Origin of the sequence: Desulfonatronospira sp. MSAO_Bac3 (assembly GCF_003838035.1) — a bacterium.
GTDB classification, from domain to species: domain Bacteria; phylum Desulfobacterota; class Desulfovibrionia; order Desulfovibrionales; family Desulfonatronovibrionaceae; genus Desulfonatronospira; species Desulfonatronospira thiodismutans.
In genome coordinates, this window is record NZ_QYZY01000183.1 from 18,614 (window position 1) to 40,873 (window position 22,260).

20 protein-coding genes and 1 tRNA gene are annotated in these 22,260 nt (G+C 53.9%); 13 read left to right on the forward strand and 8 right to left on the reverse strand.

What is annotated here, in order from left to right; genetic code table 11:
* The 6 genes from D5S03_RS06205 to D5S03_RS06225 all read right to left on the reverse strand — a co-directional run bounded on the left by D5S03_RS06205 (nucleotide 1) and on the right by D5S03_RS06225 (nucleotide 5,561).
* A complete protein-coding gene (locus D5S03_RS06205) occupies nucleotides 1–1,419 on the reverse strand; it encodes an NAD(P)/FAD-dependent oxidoreductase (protein ID WP_008869911.1) in 1,419 nt (472 codons plus the stop codon).
* 386 nt (nucleotides 1,420–1,805) lie between these two features.
* Nucleotides 1,806–2,084: a GIY-YIG nuclease family protein gene (locus tag D5S03_RS13755; RefSeq protein WP_008869910.1), complete on the reverse strand. Its 279-nt coding sequence runs from the start codon at nucleotides 2,082–2,084 to the stop codon at nucleotides 1,806–1,808.
* Between the two features lie 198 nt (nucleotides 2,085–2,282).
* Nucleotides 2,283–2,358: transfer RNA gene (locus tag D5S03_RS06210), tRNA-Asn, on the reverse strand.
* Nucleotides 2,359–2,562: 204 nt separating this feature from the next.
* Nucleotides 2,563–3,414, reverse strand: a complete 852-nt coding sequence (locus tag D5S03_RS06215) for a glycine betaine ABC transporter substrate-binding protein (RefSeq protein WP_008869908.1) — start codon at nucleotides 3,412–3,414, stop codon at nucleotides 2,563–2,565.
* 120 nt (nucleotides 3,415–3,534) lie between these two features.
* Nucleotides 3,535–4,371: an ABC transporter permease gene (locus tag D5S03_RS06220; protein ID WP_008869907.1), complete on the reverse strand. Its 837-nt coding sequence runs from the start codon at nucleotides 4,369–4,371 to the stop codon at nucleotides 3,535–3,537.
* The gene (locus D5S03_RS06225) at nucleotides 4,368–5,561 is read right to left on the reverse strand and encodes a quaternary amine ABC transporter ATP-binding protein (RefSeq protein ID WP_287043034.1); all 1,194 of its coding nucleotides are present in this window, start codon (nucleotides 5,559–5,561) and stop codon (nucleotides 4,368–4,370) included. The genes D5S03_RS06220 and D5S03_RS06225 overlap by 4 nt, the downstream gene beginning before the upstream one ends.
* A 465-nt stretch (nucleotides 5,562–6,026) precedes the next feature.
* Between D5S03_RS06225 and lysS the strand changes: the two genes are divergently transcribed.
* From lysS to D5S03_RS06270, 9 genes are all read left to right on the forward strand, one after another.
* On the forward strand, nucleotides 6,027–7,553 hold the full coding sequence (lysS, locus tag D5S03_RS06230; RefSeq protein ID WP_287043035.1) for a lysine--tRNA ligase: 1,527 nt from the start codon (nucleotides 6,027–6,029) through the stop codon (nucleotides 7,551–7,553).
* The gene (locus tag D5S03_RS06235; protein ID WP_287043036.1) at nucleotides 7,553–8,782 is read left to right on the forward strand and encodes a lipoprotein-releasing ABC transporter permease subunit; all 1,230 of its coding nucleotides are present in this window, start codon (nucleotides 7,553–7,555) and stop codon (nucleotides 8,780–8,782) included. The genes lysS and D5S03_RS06235 overlap by 1 nt, the downstream gene beginning before the upstream one ends.
* Nucleotides 8,775–9,461 (forward strand): ABC transporter ATP-binding protein, encoded by a 687-nt coding sequence (locus tag D5S03_RS06240; protein ID WP_008869903.1) that lies wholly within the window; start codon nucleotides 8,775–8,777, stop codon nucleotides 9,459–9,461. The genes D5S03_RS06235 and D5S03_RS06240 overlap by 8 nt, the downstream gene beginning before the upstream one ends.
* The gene (gene bamA / locus D5S03_RS06245; protein WP_287043037.1) at nucleotides 9,445–12,117 is read left to right on the forward strand and encodes an outer membrane protein assembly factor BamA; all 2,673 of its coding nucleotides are present in this window, start codon (nucleotides 9,445–9,447) and stop codon (nucleotides 12,115–12,117) included. Before D5S03_RS06240 ends, bamA begins: the two co-directional genes overlap by 17 nt.
* Nucleotides 12,118–12,416: 299 nt before the next feature.
* Complete coding sequence (locus D5S03_RS06250) at nucleotides 12,417–12,935, forward strand: OmpH/Skp family outer membrane protein (RefSeq protein WP_008869901.1); 519 nt, start codon at nucleotides 12,417–12,419, stop codon at nucleotides 12,933–12,935.
* A 13-nt stretch (nucleotides 12,936–12,948) separates the two neighbouring features.
* Nucleotides 12,949–13,980 carry a UDP-3-O-(3-hydroxymyristoyl)glucosamine N-acyltransferase gene (gene lpxD, locus D5S03_RS06255; protein ID WP_287043038.1) on the forward strand — a complete coding sequence of 344 codons (1,032 nt, stop codon included), beginning with the start codon at nucleotides 12,949–12,951 and terminating at the stop codon, nucleotides 13,978–13,980.
* Nucleotides 13,981–14,000: 20 nt separating this feature from the next.
* Nucleotides 14,001–14,444: a 3-hydroxyacyl-ACP dehydratase FabZ gene (gene fabZ / locus D5S03_RS06260; protein ID WP_040418377.1), complete on the forward strand. Its 444-nt coding sequence runs from the start codon at nucleotides 14,001–14,003 to the stop codon at nucleotides 14,442–14,444.
* A complete protein-coding gene (lpxA, locus tag D5S03_RS06265) occupies nucleotides 14,441–15,253 on the forward strand; it encodes an acyl-ACP--UDP-N-acetylglucosamine O-acyltransferase (RefSeq protein WP_287043039.1) in 813 nt (270 codons plus the stop codon). The genes fabZ and lpxA overlap by 4 nt, the downstream gene beginning before the upstream one ends.
* On the forward strand, nucleotides 15,240–16,079 hold the full coding sequence (locus D5S03_RS06270; RefSeq protein WP_287043041.1) for an LpxI family protein: 840 nt from the start codon (nucleotides 15,240–15,242) through the stop codon (nucleotides 16,077–16,079). Before lpxA ends, D5S03_RS06270 begins: the two co-directional genes overlap by 14 nt.
* Here D5S03_RS06270 and D5S03_RS06275 read toward each other — a convergent pair.
* Together D5S03_RS06275 and D5S03_RS06280 are read right to left on the reverse strand one after the other, a co-directional pair.
* On the reverse strand, nucleotides 16,076–16,777 hold the full coding sequence (locus D5S03_RS06275) for a MerR family transcriptional regulator (protein ID WP_287043043.1): 702 nt from the start codon (nucleotides 16,775–16,777) through the stop codon (nucleotides 16,076–16,078). The two genes, D5S03_RS06270 and D5S03_RS06275, sit on opposite strands and share 4 nt — an antisense overlap.
* Nucleotides 16,774–17,847, reverse strand: coding sequence for a radical SAM protein (locus tag D5S03_RS06280; protein WP_008869895.1), 1,074 nt, complete (start codon nucleotides 17,845–17,847; stop codon nucleotides 16,774–16,776). Before D5S03_RS06280 ends, D5S03_RS06275 begins: the two co-directional genes overlap by 4 nt.
* Nucleotides 17,848–18,093: 246 nt before the next feature.
* On the opposite strand from D5S03_RS06280, the gene D5S03_RS06285 reads away from it, so the two are divergent.
* From D5S03_RS06285 to glmS, 4 genes are all read left to right on the forward strand, one after another.
* Nucleotides 18,094–18,318 carry a MoaD/ThiS family protein gene (locus tag D5S03_RS06285; protein ID WP_008869894.1) on the forward strand — a complete coding sequence of 75 codons (225 nt, stop codon included), beginning with the start codon at nucleotides 18,094–18,096 and terminating at the stop codon, nucleotides 18,316–18,318.
* A gap of 3 nt (nucleotides 18,319–18,321) precedes the next feature.
* Nucleotides 18,322–19,161 carry a HesA/MoeB/ThiF family protein gene (locus tag D5S03_RS06290; RefSeq protein ID WP_008869893.1) on the forward strand — a complete coding sequence of 280 codons (840 nt, stop codon included), beginning with the start codon at nucleotides 18,322–18,324 and terminating at the stop codon, nucleotides 19,159–19,161.
* A gap of 508 nt (nucleotides 19,162–19,669) precedes the next feature.
* Nucleotides 19,670–20,296, forward strand: coding sequence for an XTP/dITP diphosphatase (locus D5S03_RS06295; RefSeq protein ID WP_287043045.1), 627 nt, complete (start codon nucleotides 19,670–19,672; stop codon nucleotides 20,294–20,296).
* 13 nt (nucleotides 20,297–20,309) lie between these two features.
* Nucleotides 20,310–22,133, forward strand: coding sequence for a glutamine--fructose-6-phosphate transaminase (isomerizing) (gene glmS / locus D5S03_RS06300; RefSeq protein WP_287043047.1), 1,824 nt, complete (start codon nucleotides 20,310–20,312; stop codon nucleotides 22,131–22,133).
* Nucleotides 22,134–22,260: the final 127 nt, after the last annotated feature.

Genomic DNA, 22,260 nt, shown 5'->3' on the forward strand with positions numbered 1-22,260 from the left:
TCAGCTATCACCTGCCCCGGTTGCATGCCTCCAGGCGATTTCCTTGGCCGGGATCAGTCCTGTAGCTGAGGCGGAAACTATATTGCCAGCGACTCCGGGGCCGTCTCCGGCCACGAAAAGCCCTTTGACCGCAGTCTCCAGGACATTGCTGGACTGAACCTGGGTGGCGAAAAACTTGATCTCGGGTGCGTAAAGCAGGGTCCCCTCGCTGGCCACACCTGGTATCACCTTATTCAACTTTTCCAGCCCCTCGACAATGTTTCGCAGGATTCGCTCCGGCAGGGCCATGGCGATATCTCCGCAGGTTACATTCTTCATGGTGGGCTCAACAAAGCTGTTGCGCACACGGTTCCATGTGGAGCGTCTTCCGCGCCTGAGGTCACCAAAGCGCTGCAGTATAGGCCTGTGCCCGCCGATGATTGTGGCCAGCCGGCCTATGGATTCACCGTACGCCTGGTTGCTGGTTACAGGATCTTCCAGGACAACCTTGGAAAGAAAAGCAAAGTTGGTGTTGTCCGACTTTTTGTCCATATAGGCGTGGCCGTTGACACAGACAAAGTCCTGGTAGTTTTCCAGGGCCACGAAGCCGCCCTGGTTGGTACAAAAGGTGCGGACCTGGTCATCGTAGGTATTGGTGCGGATAAAAAAGGTCGGATCATAAATCACGTCGCATAGATCGCTCATGATATCCCGGCTTACTTCCACCCGCACTCCCACCTCGATACCTCTTTGAGATATATTCAGACCGTGCCGCCGGGCCAGATCCCCCATCCACTCCGCTCCTACCCTGCCCGGAGCCAGGATCACGCTTGGGGCCCTGTACTCTCTGCGGCTGGTTGCCACTCCCTGCACCCGCCCCTGCTCCACCAGAATATCTTTGACCTCTTCAGAGGTATGGATGTTTACACCCTTGCCCCGGACGTATTCAGCCATAGCGGAAATATGTCCGGGCAGCTTGTCGCTTCCCAGGTGCTTTTGCCGGATGAGCAAAAGGTCAATGCCGTTTTTCAGAGCATCTTTGCGGATTTTTCTGGCTTTTTCCCAGTCCGTGGGGTAAACTTTTCCATCCATGTTGAAACGGTTGTAAATCTCTTCAGTGTCGCGGATGAGCTCACTGGCTTTTGAAACAGGCATAAACTGGGTCAGATCCGTCTTGCCCAGCTTGTGGATGTAATTGAGCTTGCCGTCGGAAAAAAGGCCTGCTCCACCAACACCGGACATTATATTGCAGGGCCTGCAGCGCATGCACTCCTTTTCCCCATTTATTGGACAGAGCCTTTTCCGGGAAGACTTGCCCTTTTCAAGGACCAAGACATTGAGGTCCGTATGCTCGCCCAGATAATAAGCAGCAAAGAGTCCAGCCGGACCACATCCCACGATTATCACATCATATTCTTTAACTGAGTCCTTTTCTGCCATAATTTATCCCATTTTGAATCTCTGTTTTGAGTGTTCGCCCGTCAAAAGCATCAGGTCAGCTCATCACTTCCTTTGCTTTACCTGAAAAGACTGCACTTGTTTATATATGCTTATAGGCTGCTGCACAAGCTTTCAAAATACCTGCAAAACCTGGTGGTTCTACAAAAAATGGACAGTAAAAGACACATTTGAACCTGTGCCTCATGGCTCAGGCACTTTCCTGCCGGCTTCAGGTAATATAACCGTATCTCAATAACTGGACCGCCAGACAATAAAAAAGGGGCTGAACTTATATCGAAGTTCAGCCCCTTTGAAAATTGGCTCCCCGGGACGGACTTGAATCACGCCTCCAGCGTGACAGGCCGCCAGTCACGCCACAGGCGTGATTAATCAGCCCTGTGCTGAAACTGGCTCTTACCAGTATCTGCCAAGTACCGTCCTATGCCACGCTTCTTTATCCTGCGCTCCAAGCGTAGTGCTTCCTGGCGGGTTTCGAGCTCCTGGCTCCATATCAGATCCCATGGACCACGGTGCCTTTTTGTCGTCAGCGTAAGCATCTGGGATGGATCATTATGCTGGGCCAGGCGTTTGGTCAGGTCGTCAGTCTGGCCACAGTAGTAACGGCCGGTACTGCTGCTTTGAAGGATGTAGACAAAATATGGCATGGGAATAAAAAAAGGCCCCTGAATTGCTCCAGAGGCCTTGAAAATTGGCTCCCCGGGACGGACTTGAATCACGCCTCCGGCGTGACAGGCCGCCAATCACGCCACAGGCGTGATTAACAGCCACCTAACGAAAAACAGCAAAACATTTGCTAAAATCCAAAATAAAGGCCTCTGAATTGCTCCAGAGGCCTTGAAAATTGGCTCCCCGGGACGGACTTGAACCGCCAACCTAGTGGTTAACAGCCACCCGCTCTGCCGATTGAGCTACCGGGGAACATAGAGAGTAATCTTATTTTTGAACCGCCAATCACGCCCCAGCGTGATTACAGCCACCCGCTCTGTTACGCCGGAGGCGTAATTGAGCTGCCGGGGAACATTGAGAAAAATTTGTCTTGGAAAAAATATGTCTTTGCAGGGCTTTATTTCGCCCTGCAAAGACATATGATTAACTCAAATGAAATGACACGTCAAGGTTTTTTTATCTTCCCAGCCACTGGTCTACAAGATCAGGATGCTCCTCAATGAAGCGTACGGCGTTTTCATAGGAATCACCGCCGTCTTCGTTCCATTCCATGAGCACAGCCATCTCTTCCTGGGTCCAGGAAAAGTTCTTGAGGAACTCGTATGCTTCGGGAGCATCGTCGGCAAGGCCTTGGCGGGCCATTTTGCTGATATGCTCGGCTTCACCGTATACCTCTTTGGGGTCTTCAAGATACTTGAGATCCCAGCGTCCAAATTTCCAGTGAGGAGACCATCCGGTCACAACAATCCACTCATCGCGGCGGGTGGCGTCTCTCAGGGCGGCACTCATGGTAGCGTCGCTTCCTTCCTGCAGTTCGAATTCAGTAAGTCCGTATTCATCCAGGGCCTCTTCAGTCCTGGACATGATGCCCGCTCCGGGGTCAATCCCTGTAATCCTGCCATTAAATTCATCAGCATAGTCATTAAGATCTTCAATGCTGTCAATGTCTACGTACTCAGGTACAACAAGACCGATCTTTGCACCATCTGTAAGCTTCCCAAGGTCTTCAAGCTGTCCCTCTGTGGCATCCATATAATCGCCGTGGGTAACAGGCAGCCATGCAGCCACATGGGCATCCACATCTCCCGAGGCTACGCCCTGCCACATGGCGGCTGCGCTGACGGACATGCTCTCGACATTGTACCCGAGTTCCTCCTGGAGAACCGCTTTAGCTACATCAGTGCTGGCCACTGCGCAGTCCCATTCCACGTAAGCCAGGGTCAGCCTGTCCTGGGCCCCGGCATTACTGGAAGCAAAACCCATAAGCAACGCCAGCACAGACAATACTGCCAAACCTTTTTTAATCATTGTAAACCTCCTTACATTCTTTTAAGGGTTGAAGGGCTATGGGACCAGTATGCTTAAACCCGGCCATTCAATTTCACAGCCCTCATTTTATTTGACCGGACCTCCAAAGTATCATGAAGATTAATCTTTAGAAGCCAGGCTTTGCAACAACCTGTCTAATATAATTGCCAGAATTACAATTCCGATACCCGCCTCAAATCCGGCACCAGGCTGCAGGCGTTGAATGGCCCGCCATACTTCGCCACCGAGCCCGCCGGCCCCGATCATGGCCGCGATAACCACCATTGACAGAGCCAGCATCACAGTCTGGTTGACTCCCCCCATAATAGTTGTCTTGGCCAGGGGCAGCTGGATCTTGAACAGCTTCTGCCAGCGGTCGGCACCAAAGGCATCTGCACACTCGGTGAGCTCCTTGGGTACCTGCCTGATGCCAAGGTTGGTGAACCTGATGGCCGGCGGCATGGAAAAGACCACAGTGGCAAAAATAGCGGCCACTTTGCCCAGCCCGAAAAAAGGGATGGCCGGGATAAGGTAAACAAAAGCCGGCAGCGTCTGCATAAAATCAAGTATGGGCCGGACAATTCGATAAACCCAGTCACTTAGTCCGGCAATGATCCCCAAGGGGATGCCTATGGCAATGGCGATCAGGGTAGCCACCACCACCAGGCTCAAAGTACTGGCGGTGGCTGTCCATAAACCCATGTTCCATATAAGTCCAAGACCCAGGAATGTAAAGACGGTCACCCCACGCTTTCTGGTCATGAAAAAAACGAGAGCTGTAACAATGACAATTACTATCACAGGATGTACGCCCAGAAGCGATGTTTCGATGAAACGCAGACCCTGGTCAGCCACTGCAGAAAAAGCCCTCGTGGCCAGGGCCAGATGATCAACCAGGAAGTCAAGGGCAGCTTCTATGCCATCGCCCAGAGGAATCCTCGGCAATTCAAAACTCATACGTCACCTCCCCGTTCGGCAATGGCGGAAAAGAGCAGGCCCTTGACTATGATCCCCAGAAGCTTGTTTTCATCGTCCACAACTGCCACGGGGTAGGACATGTCCTGCATAATGGGAAAAAGTTCCTGGGCCGGGGTATCCCGGCTGACCATCTTTATATCTTTGTGCATAGCTTTTTCCAGATCGCTTTCTCCCTCATCCACCAGCCTGCGCACCTCGCCGGCGAAAACAATGCCGGCCAGAGTGCGGTCTTTATTCAAAACAAAAAGCGAGGCAATGGCGTTCTTTTTCATTTTGCGCATGGCTGCATTGGGGCCGTCTGATCCCAGGTAGGCCACATCCTCGCACTTTTTCATAACCGACTCAGCAGTGAGAACCTTGGTGATATCCACCTCTTCCACGAATTTACGTACATACTCCGTGGCCGGTCTGGTCAGAATCTCTTCCGGGGTGCCTATCTGGACCACTGCCCCATCCTTTAATATCACCAGGCGATCCCCGATTTTGAGGGCCTCATCCAGGTCGTGGCTGATAAAGACAATAGTCTTCTGCATTTTCTGCTGCAGGTTGATGAGTTCGTCCTGCATATCCCTGCGGATAAGGGGGTCCAGAGCACTGAAGGCCTCGTCCATGAGCAGGATATCCGGGTCCAGGGCCAGAGCCCTGGCCAGACCGACCCTTTGCTGCATACCCCCGGAAAGTTCACTGGGATATTTGTCTCCCCAGCCCTTGAGCCCGACCATTTCCAGAGCAGTTTCAGCCTTCTGCCTCATTTCTCCCTTGTCTGCTCCCTGCACTTCCAGGCCGAACTCAACGTTATTGATCACGGACCGATGCGGGAAAAGAGCAAAGTTCTGAAAAACCATGCCGAACTTGCGCCTGCGAAAATCCCGCAACTCCTTGGTGTCCAGCTTGCAGACATCCTGCCCGTCTACATATATCTCTCCGGCCGTGGGCTCGAAAAGACGGTTGATGCAGCGCACCAGGGTGGACTTGCCGCTGCCGGAGAGCCCCATGACCACAACGATCTCCCCTTCGTTCACGGTAAAGGAGACATCAGCCACCCCTACCACGTTGCCGGTCTTGTCCAGGATCTGGGAAATGGGCTCACCCTGGCGCAGAAGCTCCAGGGCTTTTTTCGGGTGATCTCCGAAAATCTTGACCACGTTGTTGATAACAATTTTTTCCATAAAAAACCTGCGGTTAAAGGTAACACCACTTTAGTCTACATCTGATCACTTAAATCAACTATCATATGTCAATCGTCTGTCAAGCATTTTCTGTCGACCCTGCCCCCAGTATTTCAGAGTGATTCCATATTGATGCATCACTGCACTTCCGTGAATGCCGCAACAAAAAGGGGGCGGGAGAACAATGCATGGCCAGGGGCATATCCGAACGGAGCAATCAAGCAGTCAGCCCCCCGACAGCAACAACAATGCATATAGTTGCATGCTGCTTTAGCGCCTTTAAAAACTACCCGCAGCAGACTTTTTTCAGCTCGCGGAGAGTGCGTGTTTCTTGACGGAACCATTATTTTAAAATAAATTATAAAGTTTACATCTGGATTGGAGCTCTGCTCCTGGACTTGAGCTCCGGTCCAAAATCTTTTGAGCAGGCCCCTGGAAGGACCAGCCGCAACCAAATACAAGCACATGAAAAAAAACAGTCAGACACCTGAAAACACACCTGATCAAAGCGAAAGCCAGCTTCTGAAAAACCGCAGGCAGAAAATAAAGGACCTGCAGGAACAGCAGGTAGAACTCTTTTCCAACAGCTTTCGCAAGGACACGGACATAAGCCGCATCCTTCAGGAGGCGGGAAACCTTGATGCCGCAGAGCTTGAAGCTGATACACGCTGTTACAGGGTAGCAGGCAGGATCATGGCCCTGCGTTCCTTCGGCAAGGTCATTTTTGCTCACATCCTGGACCACAGCGACCGGATACAGATCTTTGTCCAGAGGGACATGCTGGGCGAGAATGAATTCAAGGTCTTCAAGAAGCTTGATGTTGGCGATATAATCGGAGTCCACGGTGCACTGTTCCGCACCAGGACCGGCGAATTGACCATCAAGGCGGAAGAAATCCAGCTTTTAACCAAGGCTGTACGCCCCCTGCCCGAGAAGTACCACGGTCTTAAGGACGTCGAGACCCGCTATCGCCAGAGGTATGTGGATCTTATTGTCAACCCTTCCTCCAAACAGATTTTTCTGGCCAGAAACCGCATCATAAGGTATATCAGGGATTTTCTCGATGCCAGGGACTTCATCGAGGTGGAAACCCCCATGATGCAGGCCATTCCCGGGGGAGCTACAGCAAGGCCATTCAACACCCACCACAATGCTTTGGACATGAAGCTCTACCTCCGGGTTGCACCTGAACTTTATCTTAAAAGACTGCTCGTGGGTGGCTTTGAAAAAGTTTACGAGATAAACCGCAATTTCAGAAATGAAGGCATCTCCACCCAGCACAACCCGGAATTCACCATGCTTGAATTTTACCGGGCATACGTGGATTACTGGGACCTCATGGATTTTACCGAAGAAATGATAAGCGGGCTGTGCAGGCACATGACCGGCGGCACACAGATTACCTACCAGGGCAACACCATTGATTTTACTCCTCCCTGGACCAGAATACCTTTTTTCAAGTCCCTGGAAGAGATCGGGGGGCTGGCTCCGGAGGATTACCAGGATCCGGAAAAGGCAAAAGCCCTGGTGAAACGCCTCGGTGAAAATGTGGTCCCGGGAGAAAAACAGGCCAAGGTGCAGGCCAAGCTTTTTGACCTTCTGGTGGAACCCAGGTTGCAGCAGCCTCATTTTATATATCATTATCCCACAGAGATTTCTCCTCTTTCCAGGAGAAACGATAAGGACCCCGCCATTACGGATCGTTTCGAGCTCTTTATCGCCGGCCGGGAAATAGCCAACGCCTTCTCTGAGCTTAATGATCCCCAGGATCAGAAAAGCCGGTTCCAGGAGCAGGTGCAGGACAAGGAGGCCGGTGACGTGGAGGCCCATTACATGGACGAGGACTACATCCGGGCCCTGGAATACGGCATGCCCCCGGCGGGCGGGGAAGGCATCGGGATCGACCGCCTGGTCATGCTTTTCACGGATTCCGCTTCAATCCGGGAGGTCATTCTCTTTCCGCTTCTGCGCCCAGAGGCAGGTACTTCCTGATGCGTTTCGAATTTTTAGTGGCTTTGCGCTATCTCCGGGCCAAGAGGCAGCAGGCCTTTATATCGGTCATTTCTCTCTTGTCCGTTTTGGGTGTGGCCCTGGGTGTTGCAGCTCTCATTATTGTCCTGGGGGTCATGAACGGTTTCAGCGAGAACCTGCGGGACAAGATCCTGGGTCTGAACGCTCATATTGTAGTGGGCAGCCACACCGGCACCATAGCCGATTACCAGGATATGGCCGGAGACCTGGAAGAAATAGCCGGGGTCAGGGGCGCAACCCCTTTCATTTATTCCGAAGTCATGCTCAGCACTCCCTCGGGGGTTAAGGGGGTGGTGCTGAGAGGTATAGACCCCCAGGGCGCAAAACAAGTTCTGGGGCTGGACCAGGAAATGGTCCAGGGTGGCGTTCTGGACCTGGAGATAGAAAAGGACTTCCCCGGCCTGATTATCGGACAGGAACTTGCCGCCAATCTCCGTGCAGGCACAGGGGACACAGTGAATGTCATGGCCCCTTCCGGGGAAGGCACTTCAGCCGGTTTCACGCCCAGCATAACCACATTTGATGTCCGGGGCGTCTTCAGGACAGGCATGTATGAGTACGACACCTCTTTTGCCTACACCACAATCAATGACGCCCAGGAACTCATGGGATTTACCCGCGACGTGGTTTCCGGCATGGAGCTGCGGGTCCACGACGCTGACCGCGCCCGGGAGCTGTCCGAGAGGGTGTCTGAAAAACTGGGGGGGTACCCCTACTACGTGCGCAACTGGAAGGAGATGAATGAAAATCTATTTGCCGCACTGGAACTGGAAAAAATCGCCATGGGCATTATCCTGGCCATGATTATCCTGGTGGGTTCCTTCAGTATCATCACCGCCCTGGTTATGCTGGTCATGGAAAAGACCCGGGATATAGCCATACTCATGTCCATGGGCACCACCAGGCGGATGATCCGCAATATATTCGTCCTGCTGGGACTGATGATAGGGGGGCTTGGCACCGCTCTGGGCTTTGCAGTGGGCCTGGGAGGCTGCTATATTCTTGAGAACTACAAGTTTATCCGTTTGCCGGCGGATGTCTATTTCATGGAGTACCTGCCGGTGCTCTTACACACTTCAGACCTGATAATAATAGCTGTAGCCGCCATGGTCCTTTGCTTTCTGGCCACCATATATCCGGCCCGCAAAGCATCGGGGCTCAACCCCTCCGAGGCTCTTAGGCATGAATGAACCCCTTTACAAACTGGAAAATCTGAGCAAGTCTTTCACTTCCGGCCCGGAAACCATCACTGTCCTGGACAGGGTGGATCTGTGCATCGAGAAAAAAGAGACCGTGGCGGTCCAGGGAGCCTCGGGATGCGGCAAGAGTACTCTGCTGCACATTCTGGGCACCCTGGACGACCCCACTGAAGGAAAGGTCTTTTTCAACGGACAGGATCTGTCCACTCTTACTCCTGTACAAAAGGCCGCACTGCGAAGAACAGAGATGGGGTTCATTTTCCAGTTTCACCATTTGCTCCCCGAGTTCAACACCCTGGAAAACGTGGCCATGCCTGCCGTAATAAACGGCATCAACAGAAAAAAGGCCCATGAGGCCGCCCTTGAGGCCTTAGACCAGGTAGGGCTGAAGCACAAGGCCGGCCAGAGCGTTACCACACTGTCCGGAGGAGAAAGCCAGCGTGCGGCAATCGCCAGAGCTATTCTGCCCCGGCCGGGTGTGCTCCTGGCGGATGAACCCACAGGCAACCTGGACGAGGCCAAAGGACGGGAAGTTGGGGATCTGCTTCTGCATTTAAACCGTGAACTGGGCATGACCTTAGTGGTGGTGACCCACAATCTGGACCTGGCTTCGCGCATGAATATAAATTACGAACTAAAATCAGGTGGCATGTATGTCCTTAATCAATAACTCACTGTTGCAACGGGTACTTGTCTTTCTGCCCTTTTTTCTTCTGATGCTGGCTGCCGGCACCTCACATGCCGGACAAAAGCAGATCCTGGTTCTGCCCTTTGAAATAAACGCCCCTGAAGAGCTTGAATATTTACAGACCGGTCTACCTTCCATGCTTACCAGTTCCCTGCGGGACAAAGGCCTGGATGTTGTTGAGCCGGAACTGGGGCAGACCCTTATCACACGGGAAGAAGTAAGCTATCTGGACGTAGAGAAGGCCCGGAGACTGGCCCTTCTGGGAGACGGCCGCTTTGCCCTCTATGGCACCTTCAATGCAGTGGACGAATACATAAGCCTGGATGCAAGACTTGTGGACGGTTATGGTGAAAGGGAAACCGTTCCTTTCTACATAGTCAAGGAAGGAGTGATAAACATCCTGCCGGCAGTGGAGGAGCTGGCGGAAAAGGTCTACCAGGAAATGCTCCGTGAGGAGCGCATCGCCTCCATCGACATTGAAGGCGTTGATATCCTGGACCCGGACGTGGTCCTGCTTCGCCTCCAGGTCCAGGAAGGGGATATGTATGACCCGGAAAAACTCAACCGGGAACTGCGCAATATCTTTGACCTGGGATATTTCGACGACGTACAGTTCCATGTCGAGGACACACCCCAGGGTAAGGAAGTCACCATCGTGGTGGAGGAAAAGCCCCTGATACAAAATATCAACATATCCGGAGCCGATGATATCAGCGAAAGCGATGTCCGGGAAGTGCTCACCACCAGAACAGGATCGGTGGTTAACCCCCAGATCATCAGTGAAGACCTGGGCAGGATCCGGGAGTTGTACCGGGGCAAGGGATATTACAACGCCACAGTTGATTACAGCATTAGTGAAATCGACGAGCGTGAAGCCAACCTGAACATCAATATTGACGAGGGCAACCGCCTGTTCATCCGCGGCATCGAGATCCGTGGGGCGGAGGAAATAAGCGAGCGCACCCTGCGCGGGGAAATGGAGCTTAAAAGACGCGGCATCTTTTCCTGGCTTACCGGCAGAGGAGTTTTAAGAGAAGAGCTTCTGGACCGGGATGTGGCCGCCCTTGAAGCCTTCTACGCGGACAAGGGATATATTGATGCCCGGGTGGGACAGCCGGACGTGGACTACGAAGAGGACGGCATCTACCTGACCTTCCACGTGGAGGAAGGCCACCGCTACAAAATGGGTGAGGTATCATTCCAGGGGGACCTCCTGGTAAGCGAAGATGAACTGAAAAAGCTGACCATCCTGGACGACCTGGGAGAAGAAGGCGAGTACTTCAGCCGCTCTTCCATGCAAAAAGATACCCAGAACCTGGCCGATTTTTACACCGACTACGGCTATGCCTTTGCCGAAGCCGATGTGAACATGCTGGTGGACGAGGATGAAAAAAAGGTCGATGTCATCTACAACCTGAGCAAGGGCGAGAAGATCTACATCGGTCGGGTACTCATCGAGGGCAATACCAGGACCAGGGATAACGTCATCCGCAGGGAAATGCGCCTCACCGACGGAGATCTTTTCCGGGGCAGCGACCTTCGAAGATCCACGGAAAGACTGCAGCGCCTGGACTATTTTGAGCAGGTGGATATTCAGCCTGTACCCACTGAAGACGACAACGTGCTGGACCTGGTAACCCAGGTGGAGGAAAAGCCCACCGGCATGCTTTCCGCCGGGGCAGGCTACTCATCTTATGACCGGGTGTTTTTCACCGGAATGATCCAGCAGAGAAACCTCTTTGGCAAGGGGTACCAATTGAGCTTCAGCGGAAGTTTCGGAGCCCGGACCACCCGCTTTGACCTGGATTTCTGGAACCCCCGGGTCCGGGACAGCAACCTGGGCATGGGAGCCGACCTGTACTGGATAGATGAAGAATATTTCACTTACGACCGGGACACCCGGGGGGGCAGGGCCAAGTTCGCCTACACCATCGGGGAATACACCAGACTGCACTGGAATTACCGCCTTGAAAACTACGAGATCACCAATGTGGACGACGATGCCCACCGGGACATCAAGGACCTGGAAGGAGAAAACTGGTCCAGCGGTGCCTATGTGGCGGCCATTCGCGACACCCGCAACCGGCGCATAAACCCCTCCAGGGGAACCAGAAACCTGCTCTCAGTTGAATATGCCGGTGGTCTTCTGCAGGGTGATGATAACTTCATCAAGTACATTGCCAGCTCAGACTACTATCGACCAGTTTTAAACAGAAGTATATTCCACTGGAAAGGACAGGCAGGTTACGTCATGCGCAACACGGATGAAGACATCCCCAACTTTGAACTCTTCCGCCTGGGCGGGATCAACAGCGTGCGCGGCTATGCGGCGCGCAAGCTGGCCCCGAGGTTCGACGACGGGGAAGTCAAGGGCGGCGACAAGCACTTCTTCACCAATTTTGAGCTGCTGCATCCCTTGAACGAAGAGATCGGCCTCATGGGCCTGGTCTTTTTCGATGCCGGCAATGTCTGGGATAAAGGGGAAAGCGTGGATTTCGACTTGTACAAGAGTATCGGGGCCGGTGTACGCTGGTATTCTCCCATGGGCCCCATCCGGGTTGAATACGGTTATGCCCTGGACGATCTGGAGGACAGCAGCCGCAGCCAGATCGAGTTCTCCATGGGGCATGAATTTTAAATAAAAAAATGATCATCAGCATGGTCCGGGGACTTTGCAAACAGGACGTAAAAACTCACTCCAAGGAAGCGTAAATCAAAACCTATACACTGCTTTGATAACCAGGATATATTCTGCAACATGCTTTGAATCAGGTTCGGTGTTGTTACGGTTTTGATTAACGCTTCCTACGTCGTTCAGACAGTTTACGCCCAGTTTGCAAAGCCCCCGGACCATGAATCCGCAACTAGACTAGACGGTTAATTTATCCAACTGAAGTAGATGGAGAATAGTTACAAAAAATCAAGGAGTGATATAAAATGAAAAAAACAGTTCTTTTACTTATTATCTGCCTGCTGGTTCCGAGTATGGCCCTGGCGGAAAACAAAATCGGCATAGTGGAAGTGCAGCGCATCCTGGAGTCATCGGAACCAGGCAAGCAGGCCCTGGGCCAGCTGACCCTGCGGTTCGAGGAGATGCGTGATGACCTGGAGGAAGAAAGGGCCGAGGTGGAAAGACTGCGGGAAGAACTGCAGAAGCAGAGTATGGTCCTGAGTCAGGAGGCCCAGCAGGACATGGAGGCGGAACTGCGCCAGAAGATGCAGCAGTTCCAGCAGAAATACCAGTCCTACCAGGCCAGGATGCAGCAGGAGGAACAGGAACTCTCGGATCCCATCATCGACCTGCTTTTCGAGGTCATAGATGATTTTGCCGAGAAAAACGGGTTCGACATGATCCTGGATGCGCAAGGAAGCGGAATAATCTACGCAAAGGATGCCATGAACGTCACCGACGAACTCATGGATGAAGTGAACCAGGCCTGGGAAGCCCGGAATTAAGGGGCAGGGTACCATGCTTCTCTCTGAAATCGCAGCCCGCCTCAAACTTGAATACACAGGTGAAGACCTGGACATAACCGGGGTAAACACCCTGGAGCAGGCCGGACCGGACGAGCTGTCCTTTCTGTCTGATTCCAGGTACCTGCCCCGGCTTGAAACCACCTCGGCCGGGGCGGTAATTGTTCCCCCGGAAAAGGCGGAGATGGTGTCCAGGGCCATAAAAAGCCCAAACCCCTACCTGGATTTTGCCCGGGTCATGCAGCTTTTTCATGAACCTCAGGGCATGCAGGAGAGTTTTCCAGGGCAGGAAGGCATCCACTCCACTGCCACCATTGACCCTACAGCTATTATTCACCCCATGGTCTTTATCGGGGCCAATGCCCGCATAGGACCTGGATGCCGCATCTTTCCCCACTGCTATATCGGGGAGAATGTGGTTCTTGGCCGGGACTGCCTGGTTTACCCCCAGGTGAGCATTATGGCCGGCTGCCGCATAAATGACCAGGTCATTATTCACCCGGGTGCGGTCATAGGCAGCGACGGCTTCGGCTTTATCCAGGACGGTGAAGAGCGTGTTAAGATTCCCCAGGTGGGCAGGGTGGTCATCGAGGACGATGTGGAGATAGGCTCCTGCACCACCATTGACCGGGCTACTCTTGGGGAAACCAGGATAGGAAAGGGGACCAAGATAGACAACCTGGTCCAGATCGCCCACAATGTGCAGACTGGTGAAAACTGCGTGCTCATATCCCAGGTGGGGATATCCGGAAGCGTACGTCTGGGCAGCAATGTCATCCTGGGGGGCCAGGTGGGTGTTGCCGGACATCTGGAAATCGAAGACAACTGCCGGGTGGCGGCCAAGTCCGGGGTGGGAAAATCTTTGCCCGCCAACACCGATGCCGGCGGCATCCCGGCCATGGATCACACTACTTTCCTGCGCAACGCGGTTCTTCTGCCCAGGCTCTCCCAGATGAACAAAAGGATCAAGCAGCTTGAAAAGCAGATACAGTCCAGTAACAGACCGAACCAAGGAGAAGACAAGTGAACCAGGTCCCGGGAACTGAAATGTCCATTCAGGACATCTTGAACTTTCTGCCCCATCGCTATCCATTTCTGCTGGTGGACCGGGTGGTGCAGCTGGAGCCCTTTAAAAGCCTTAAGGCCCTGAAAAACGTCACCATAAACGAGCCTTTTTTCCAGGGGCATTTCCCGGATTACCCGGTTATGCCCGGTGTGCTCATTCTGGAGTCCCTGGCCCAGGCCGGAGGGCTTCTGGTGGCTGGAAGCGTTCCGGACCAGATGCAGGGCAAGATTTTTCTTTTTACCGGTGTGGACAAGGTGCGCTTTCGAAAGCCCGTCTTTCCAGGGGACAGCCTGTATATGCATATAACTTACGACCGGCACCGCATGAACCTGTGGCGCATGCACGGCCAGGCTGTGGTCCAGGACAGGGTGGCCGCCGAAGGTATGTTTTCAGCAACCATCGTAGACAGGGAAGACCAGGCGTGAAAACACAAGTCCATCCAACCGCCATAGTCCACCCTGAAGCCGAGCTGGGGCCTGGAGTGGTCATCGGGCCTTATGTCATCATCGAGGAGAGTACCAGCCTGGGCGAGGGAACCAGGGTGGACGCTTTTGCCCAGATCAAGAAGTTCACCAGCCTGGGACGAAACAACCACGTCTACTCCTACGCCTGCATCGGTGAAGGCCCGCAGGATATCAAGTACCAGGGCGAGGAAACCTGGCTCAGGCTGGGGGACGACAACAAGATCCGGGAGTACACGACCCTGAACAGGGGTACTCCTGACGGCAGGGGTGTCACCAGCATCGGTTCCGGGTGTTTTCTCATGGCTTACACCCACGTAGCCCACGACTGCATCCTGGAAGACGGGGTGATTATGGCCAACGGGGCCACCCTGGGCGGGCACGTACACCTGGGACAAAAAGCGGTCATTGGCGGCCTCTGCGCTGTGCACCAGTTCGTGCGCATAGGCGAGTACGCCTTTATCGGGGGCAAAAGCGGCATAGCCCAGGATGTCCCTCCGTATATGCTGGCTGTAGGAGAAAGGGCCAGGCTGGTGGGACCCAATCTCATCGGACTGCGCCGGGCCGGATTCCCCAGGGAGGAAATCTCGGCTCTGAAAAAGGTATTCAATCTTATCTGGAAGTCGGACTTAAGCCATGTTCAGGCCCTGGAAAAAGCGGGGCAGGATTTTTCCGGCTTAAGGCTGACAGACAACCTGGTCTCCTTTCTCAAGTCCAGCAGCAGGGGAGTGGTGTCCCTGGAGCGAAACCCGGAGCGAAATGGCCGGCAGTAAAAAACTGGGGATAATAGCCGGAGGAGGCAGCTTTCCCCTCCTGGTGGCTCAAAACGCCCGCAAACAGGGCTACCGCGTGGCGGCAGCAGCTTTTGAAAAGGAAACCCTCCCGGAAATCCAGGCCTATACCGACCAGCTTGTATGGCTCAAACTCGGCCAGCTGGGCAGACTCATCAGGTTTCTGCACCAGGCCGGGGTTTCCCATGTGGTTTTTGCAGGCCCAATAAATAAGCCCAGGGCCTTTGATCTACGCCCCGACTTCAGGGCCATCAAGCTGCTGGTAAACCTGCGCAGCCGCAACGACAATGCTCTTTTAAGCTCTGTGGCCGATGAACTGCACCGGGAAGGCCTGGAGGTGATATCCGCCATAGAGTTTGTCCCGGAACTCATATCTCCTGCGGGCCTTCAGTCCAGACGAGCCCCTTCATTTGCCGAAAAAAAAGATATCCTGTTTGCCTGGCCCATCATAAAACAGATAGGCAGCTTAGACATAGGCCAGTGCATCGTGGTCAAGGAAAGGGCGGTGGTGGCGGTAGAAGCCATAGAAGGCACCGACAGGGCCATTTTGAGAGCAGGCGAGCTGTCCGGGTCCAGCCTTACAGTGGTCAAGATCTTCAAGCCGGGCCAGGACCAGCGCATTGATCTGCCGGCACTGGGCAGCCAGACGGTAAGAACCATGATTCAGGCCGGTGCCACCTGCCTGGCTTACGAATCCGGAACCAGCCTGTTCTTTGACCGCGCAGAAGCCGTAAGCCTGGCGGATGAGCACAAAATCTGCCTGGTGGGCATTGACCCGGACAACCCCGAAGCTGTGCAGAATCTCTAAGTACCCGCTTGAGATTCCTCCCCTTTATCAGGTTCAGTCTTTTCCCGGGCAGACTGCATAAGCAGCCTTTTGGTCCAGAACTGACATTTCTGCAGTTCCTCACGCATGGACTTTAGTTCTGATTCAAGCTTTTCTTCCAGCTCAGTCTGCCGTGTCTCCAAAGACTCCACTTCCTCCCTGAGCTTTTCTACCTCCCCGGGCTGGTGCCCGTCTCGGTCCCGGGACAGGCTTTTCTGGTAACCTTTCCACAAGAGGTATACGGCCCTTTTGAGCCTGTCCTGCCTGGACTGCATCTGCTGCAGGTCCGCAAAAAGGCCCCGTTCAAGCTGCATGGCCCGGGAAAGCTTGTCCAGGGCGCGGGACTGGGTCACAAGTGCTTCCTGCAGATAAGTAGCATCGCTTCCACTCTGTGCGTAAGCCGCGGGACTCAAGCTATCCTGCTGCCAGGTCACCTGGCTTGGATTCTGGGAAAAACGGGCGGCAAGAACCTCTTCGATCTCCTGGGTGGATCTGCTTTGGCCAAGCTCTTCCACTATGCACCTGAAAACTTCCACGGCCTCGGGCTTGTACCTTTTTTTTCGCCCATGGCCCACACTGGGCAGAAACCGGTCAAACCTGTCCCGGTAATAGCGGATGTTGCTTTCAGGCAGATCAAGTCTCCTGGCTATTTCCTTGATGGTCAAAAGCTCCTGGTTCATGCCGGTCCTGTGTAATCCACCCGTATGGGCTCGGGGTCTTCATGGGTCAGGTCGTCTATGAAACGCTTGGTGCAGGTGGCGCACTCCTCCGGGCACTCCCCGGCACTGAACCTGCCCCTGAACTTGCGGTACTGCCTGCTTTTCCAGATGCTTTTCAGGGAATCATCCGGGACATGCCCGAAATCAATGGGGTAGACCGGGTGCGGCCGGCCCTGGAAATACCTGTAGACCCTGTCTTCTGCACTCACGTCAGTGTATACGCAGGGCAGCACCCTGCCGTCCACGTCAACATAGCAGGCGCGATGGATATTTTCCGAACAGGGGCCGTCGGGCAGGTACGGATTGTAGACATGGAAAAACACTTTTTCCTGCCCGTCAACCTGTGATTTCATATCCAGAAGCTCGGCCTTGAATTCCTCGAAATCATCTTTGTCCCTGGCCGGATACATTTCTTTGTCCATTTCCTGATCCAGGGCCAGGGTCAAAGTGCTCACCACCACCTGGTCCGGGGCCAGGGCATTGAAAAATCCAGGCATCCGCCGGATATCCCCGCGTCTGGAACCAAGCAGCATATAGGCCAGGTGCAGGGCGGGAGTGGAACTGCCCATAAGGGTCCGGATGCGGTGCACATTTTCCACGGCCTGACGTACCTTCTTTATGGGGCTGCCCGGCCTGATGCGGTCATTGGCCTCGTCCACTCCGGCCACGGACAGTCCAAGGACGTCCAGTCCCTGGTCCACCAGGCGTCTGATGCGCTCGTCCGTCAGCAGGCTGGCATTGCTGGTCACCCCGGCCTTTGTCCCCTTGTCCTTGACCATTTTGAGCATGAACATAAATTCCGGGTGCATCATGGGTTCACCCCATCCCTGGAGATACACCAGGCCGGCCCTGGGAAAGGCCCTGGACAGTCCGGTAAAGGTCTGCATGGACATGTGTCTTCCGGGATCCTTTTTCCTGAATACCGGACTCGGGCAGTAAATACACTCTGCATTGCACCTGGTGGTTATTCCCACCTGTATCCAGTCCAGAGCAGGATAACCCCAGGACCCCAGGATCCGCATCAGACCCATTTGTCTCCTCCCTTGAAATTGGGCACCAAAGCGAAACTAAAGCGACACCTTTGCCGATTTACAGCTGATGAGCATACTCTGTCTCTGCTCTTTTCCTGAAAATCAGGTCCAGGCGGGTACCGGTTCCGGCATTGCCATGGATTTTCTTTACATTCTATTATGCTCTTTGCTAAAAGGCAAACCATACTTATACGGCAGGTAAAGTATACATTGCCTGACGCCACCTTAAAAACAGCAGAGGAAGTTATGCAGATTCAGGTAACATGTTATGCAACCCTTTCTCCATACACCCCCGGTGAAGGCCTGGTGAACATGGATCCCGGTTCCACTCCAGGGGACCTGATCAAGCACCTGGGCATCCCCATGGATGAAGTAAAAATCATCTTTGTCAACGGCAAGAGTGCGGATCCCTCAGCCCCCCTGAATGACCAGGACCGGGTGGGTATATTTCCCGCTGTCGGGGGAGGCTGATCCATGCATACAAAAGGCCTCGTCCAGGACCTGGCCGGGCACAGCCATGCCCTGGATAATTATCCCTTTGCCTGCATCCTTGATGCACCGCTTCTGGACCTGGCCGGCAAATACAATATTCAGCCCTGGCAGGCCCAGGTCGTGGCCCTGGAAAACCAGGTCTGCCCCGAGAGATATATCCGTAATTTCAAAACCATGAGCCTGGACATGCAGCTGGACCTGGCCCGTTCTAAGGTGCTTGTAGTGGGTGCCGGCGGCCTGGGGGGATACGTTATTGAACTTTTGGTTCGAAGCGGGGCAGGGCGGCTTTTTGTTGCCGACGGAGACGTATTCGAACTGAGCAACCTCAACCGCCAGCTCCTGGGCACCACGCATCTCACCGGCCGGCCCAAAGTGGAGGCGGCCCTCCAGAGGGCAAGAGATATAAACCCCTTTGCCCGGGTGGAGACTTTCGGTACATACCTGCAGCCGGATGATCTGCCCGGGCTGTTGCCTGAAACCGACCTGGTCCTGGACTGCCTGGGGGGAGTGGAATTCAGGCAGGAACTGCTTCAAGCAGCCCAGGGCCATCACTGTCCCCTGGTAACCGGATTCGTGGCCGGCAATACCGGGCTGGCCAGCACAGTATTTCCAGGGGACAAAAGCCCAGCCGCCTTCTGGCAGGCAGACAATGACCAGGGAGCAGAGATCACCCTGGGCAACGTATCTTACACTGTGAGTATGATAGCCACCCTGCAGGCCAGGGAAGCCATACATATCCTGACCGGGCAGGCCCCCTGTCTTAGAAACAGGGTGTTTCTGGCGGATATGCACACATGCAGCTTCCAGTCCCTGGAACTTTAAACTTTGCCATTATTTTCCACCGAATTTACAAACAAATCAAGTTATTGGACTTGCTATCTGCTTGAGAATTATATTAAAGAAAATAGACAGTATAAATCATGCCGGTCCCGGAATCTTGCTAAAGGCCTGAACATACGTGCCAAGACGTTCAAAATTAGTAACTAATCAGCATCTGCGGACGAAAAGCCAGGGGCCGGGGGTTCGGCAAACTGTGTCCCGCACTTACTTTCTTAAGTCTGACCAACTTTCAAGGCAAGATTTACCAGAAAGTAAGTGCGGGATCTGAGCGACGTAGGAAGCGTTAATCAAAACCGTTAAACACCCAACTTAATTCAAAGCATAATATAATTGAAGCTTTACTGGTTGAAAAAACTTGAAGAGGTTTTGATTTACGCTTTCACGCCATGGCGTGAGAGCGAGTTTTTACGTCCTGTTTGCCGAATTTCCGGACCACTGGAGGTCATATCATTAAGGTGAACAATTACCAAATTTATAACAGGAAACTTTTATGACCAGAGAAAAACTCACTGTGGTCCTTGCCACCCGCAACTCAGGCAAGGTCGCTGAACTCGAAGAAATCCTGGCCGCCGTGCGTCCCGACCTGGTGGTCAAAGGACTTGACAGCTATCCCGGGCTCGCCGATATCCCGGAAACAGGCTCTACCTTCGAGGAAAACGCATTGATAAAGGCAAGGGCAGTGGCCGGGCATACAGGGCATCTATCCGTGGCTGACGATTCCGGCCTGGTGGTCCCGGCCTTAGACAATGAACCGGGAGTTTATTCAGCCAGGTATGCCGGGGAAAAAGCCAGTGACCTGGAAAACAACCAGAAGCTTCTCAAAAGAATGAACCACCTTTCGGGAGACTCCAGGCAGGCCAGGTTTGTATGCGTTCTCTGCGCGTGCACCCCCCGGGAAGAAACCTTAGTGGTCCACGGGGAATGGCCCGGGATTATCCTGGATGAACCCCGTGGACAGGGCGGTTTTGGTTATGACCCGCTTTTTTTTGATCCTCAGGCCGGATTGAGTGCAGCAGAAATGGAGTCAGGGCAGAAAAACAGCCGCAGCCACAGGGGACGCGCCCTGCAGAATCTCATGCAGCAGTGGGAAGAGTTCATGTCCAGGATAAACAAGTAAGGAGCCTGATCTCATGTGCGGAATTATCGCCTATACCGGGCACAGACCTGCTGTTCCCGTTATCATCCAGGGGTTGAAAAGCCTGGAGTACCGCGGCTACGATTCGGCCGGACTCTGTTTCGGCCATTCCGGGAGACTGCACCTGTTCCGCGCCGCAGGCAAACTGAACGCCCTGGAGCAGAAGCTCGAAGGCGGCCGGGTGCTGCACGCCACCTCGGGCATAGGACACACAAGGTGGGCCACACACGGACTGCCCAACGAGACCAATGCCCACCCGCACCTGGATGTGCACTACAACCTGGCCCTGGTGCACAACGGCATCATAGAAAATTACCAGGAGCTCAAGTCCATGCTCCAGGACTGCGGCTGCACCTTTCGCTCCCAGACTGATACCGAGGTACTGGTCTGCCTCATTTCCCACGCCCTGGAGCAGCACGATTCCATTCTCAATGCCCTGGCATGGAGCATGTCCCAGGTGCGCGGCTCCTATGCCTTTGCCCTTTTAAGTAAGGACCACGAGGGCCGCATATGGGCGGCCAGGAAGGCCAGCCCCCTGATTCTGGGCGCTGGAACCGGGGAAAATTTCGTGGCCTCGGATATCCCTGCATTTCTGCCCTTTACCCGGGACGTGGTCTTCCTGGAAGACGACGAACTGGTGGAGATGGATGCCGGTCAATGGACTGTTTACGACGCCCGGAGCTTAACACCCCTTTCCAAACAGATCCAGCGCATCAACTGGGATGTTCAGGCCGCCCAGAAGGGCGGCTACAGGCATTTCATGCTTAAGGAAATATTTGAGCAGCCCCAGGTGATTACCGACTGCCTGGCCGGACGTATGGACCGCAAACACAACAGGGTGACCCTTACAGAGCTGGAGGCTCTGCCCACTCCTTCCAGGCTGCACATAATGGCCTGCGGCACATCCTATCATGCCGGACTGTGGGGCAAATACGTCCTGGAAAGCCTGGCCCGCATACCAGTAAATGTAGAAATCGCATCCGAGTTCAGATACAAGGAGCTGGTGGAAGAACCGGGCACACTTTACTTGAGCATAAGCCAGTCCGGGGAAACCGCAGACACCCTGGCCGGGCAGCGTATGGTCCGCCAGAAAGGACTTCCTGTATTGGGACTTTGCAATGTGGTCGGCTCCAGCGTGGCCCGGGAGGCGGACAGTGTTCTCTACACCCAGGCCGGGCCGGAAATAAGCGTGGCCTCCACCAAGGCCATGTGCAGCCAGCTGGTTATGCTCTACCTCCTGGGCCTGTACTGGGGACAGAACAGGGGCACCCTGTCAGCCCGGGAAATGTCCCAGAACCTGTTGACCCTGGAAACTCTGCCCCAGACGCTGACTTCGCAGCTGCCGGACATGCAGAAGAGGGCCAGACAGCTCTGCCCTGAATATTCCAGGGCCCGGAGCTTCTTTTTTCTGGGACGGGGCATCTATTATCCCCTGGCCCTGGAAGGAGCACTCAAGCTCAAGGAGATCTCCTACATCCACGCCCAGGGGTATCCAGCCGGCGAACTCAAGCACGGACCCATCGCCCTTATCGAGCAGGAACTGCCCACTTTTGCCCTGGCCATGCAAAACCATCTCCTGGATAAAATCGGGTCAAATCTAATGGAAGTCCGGGCACGCAACGGAAAAATTATTGCCTTGACCAATCCCGGTGTTGAATTAGATATAGATGAAAAATGGGAAATACCGCAGCTTGGAGATCCCTTGAACAGCTTCCTGGCCTTGCCGGCCCTGCAGCTTTTCGCCTATGAAATGGCTGTATATCTGGGTAAGGACGTGGACCAGCCCCGCAACCTGGCCAAAAGCGTAACCGTGGAATGACCATGAACATAAAAAAAACTTTTTTCTGCCTGCTTGCAGCGTTACTGCTGGCTCTTTGCACTCCGGGCCTGCTGCCCGCCGGAATGCAGAGTGCAGTGCAGGACCTGGAAAATCTTATAGCCGATGA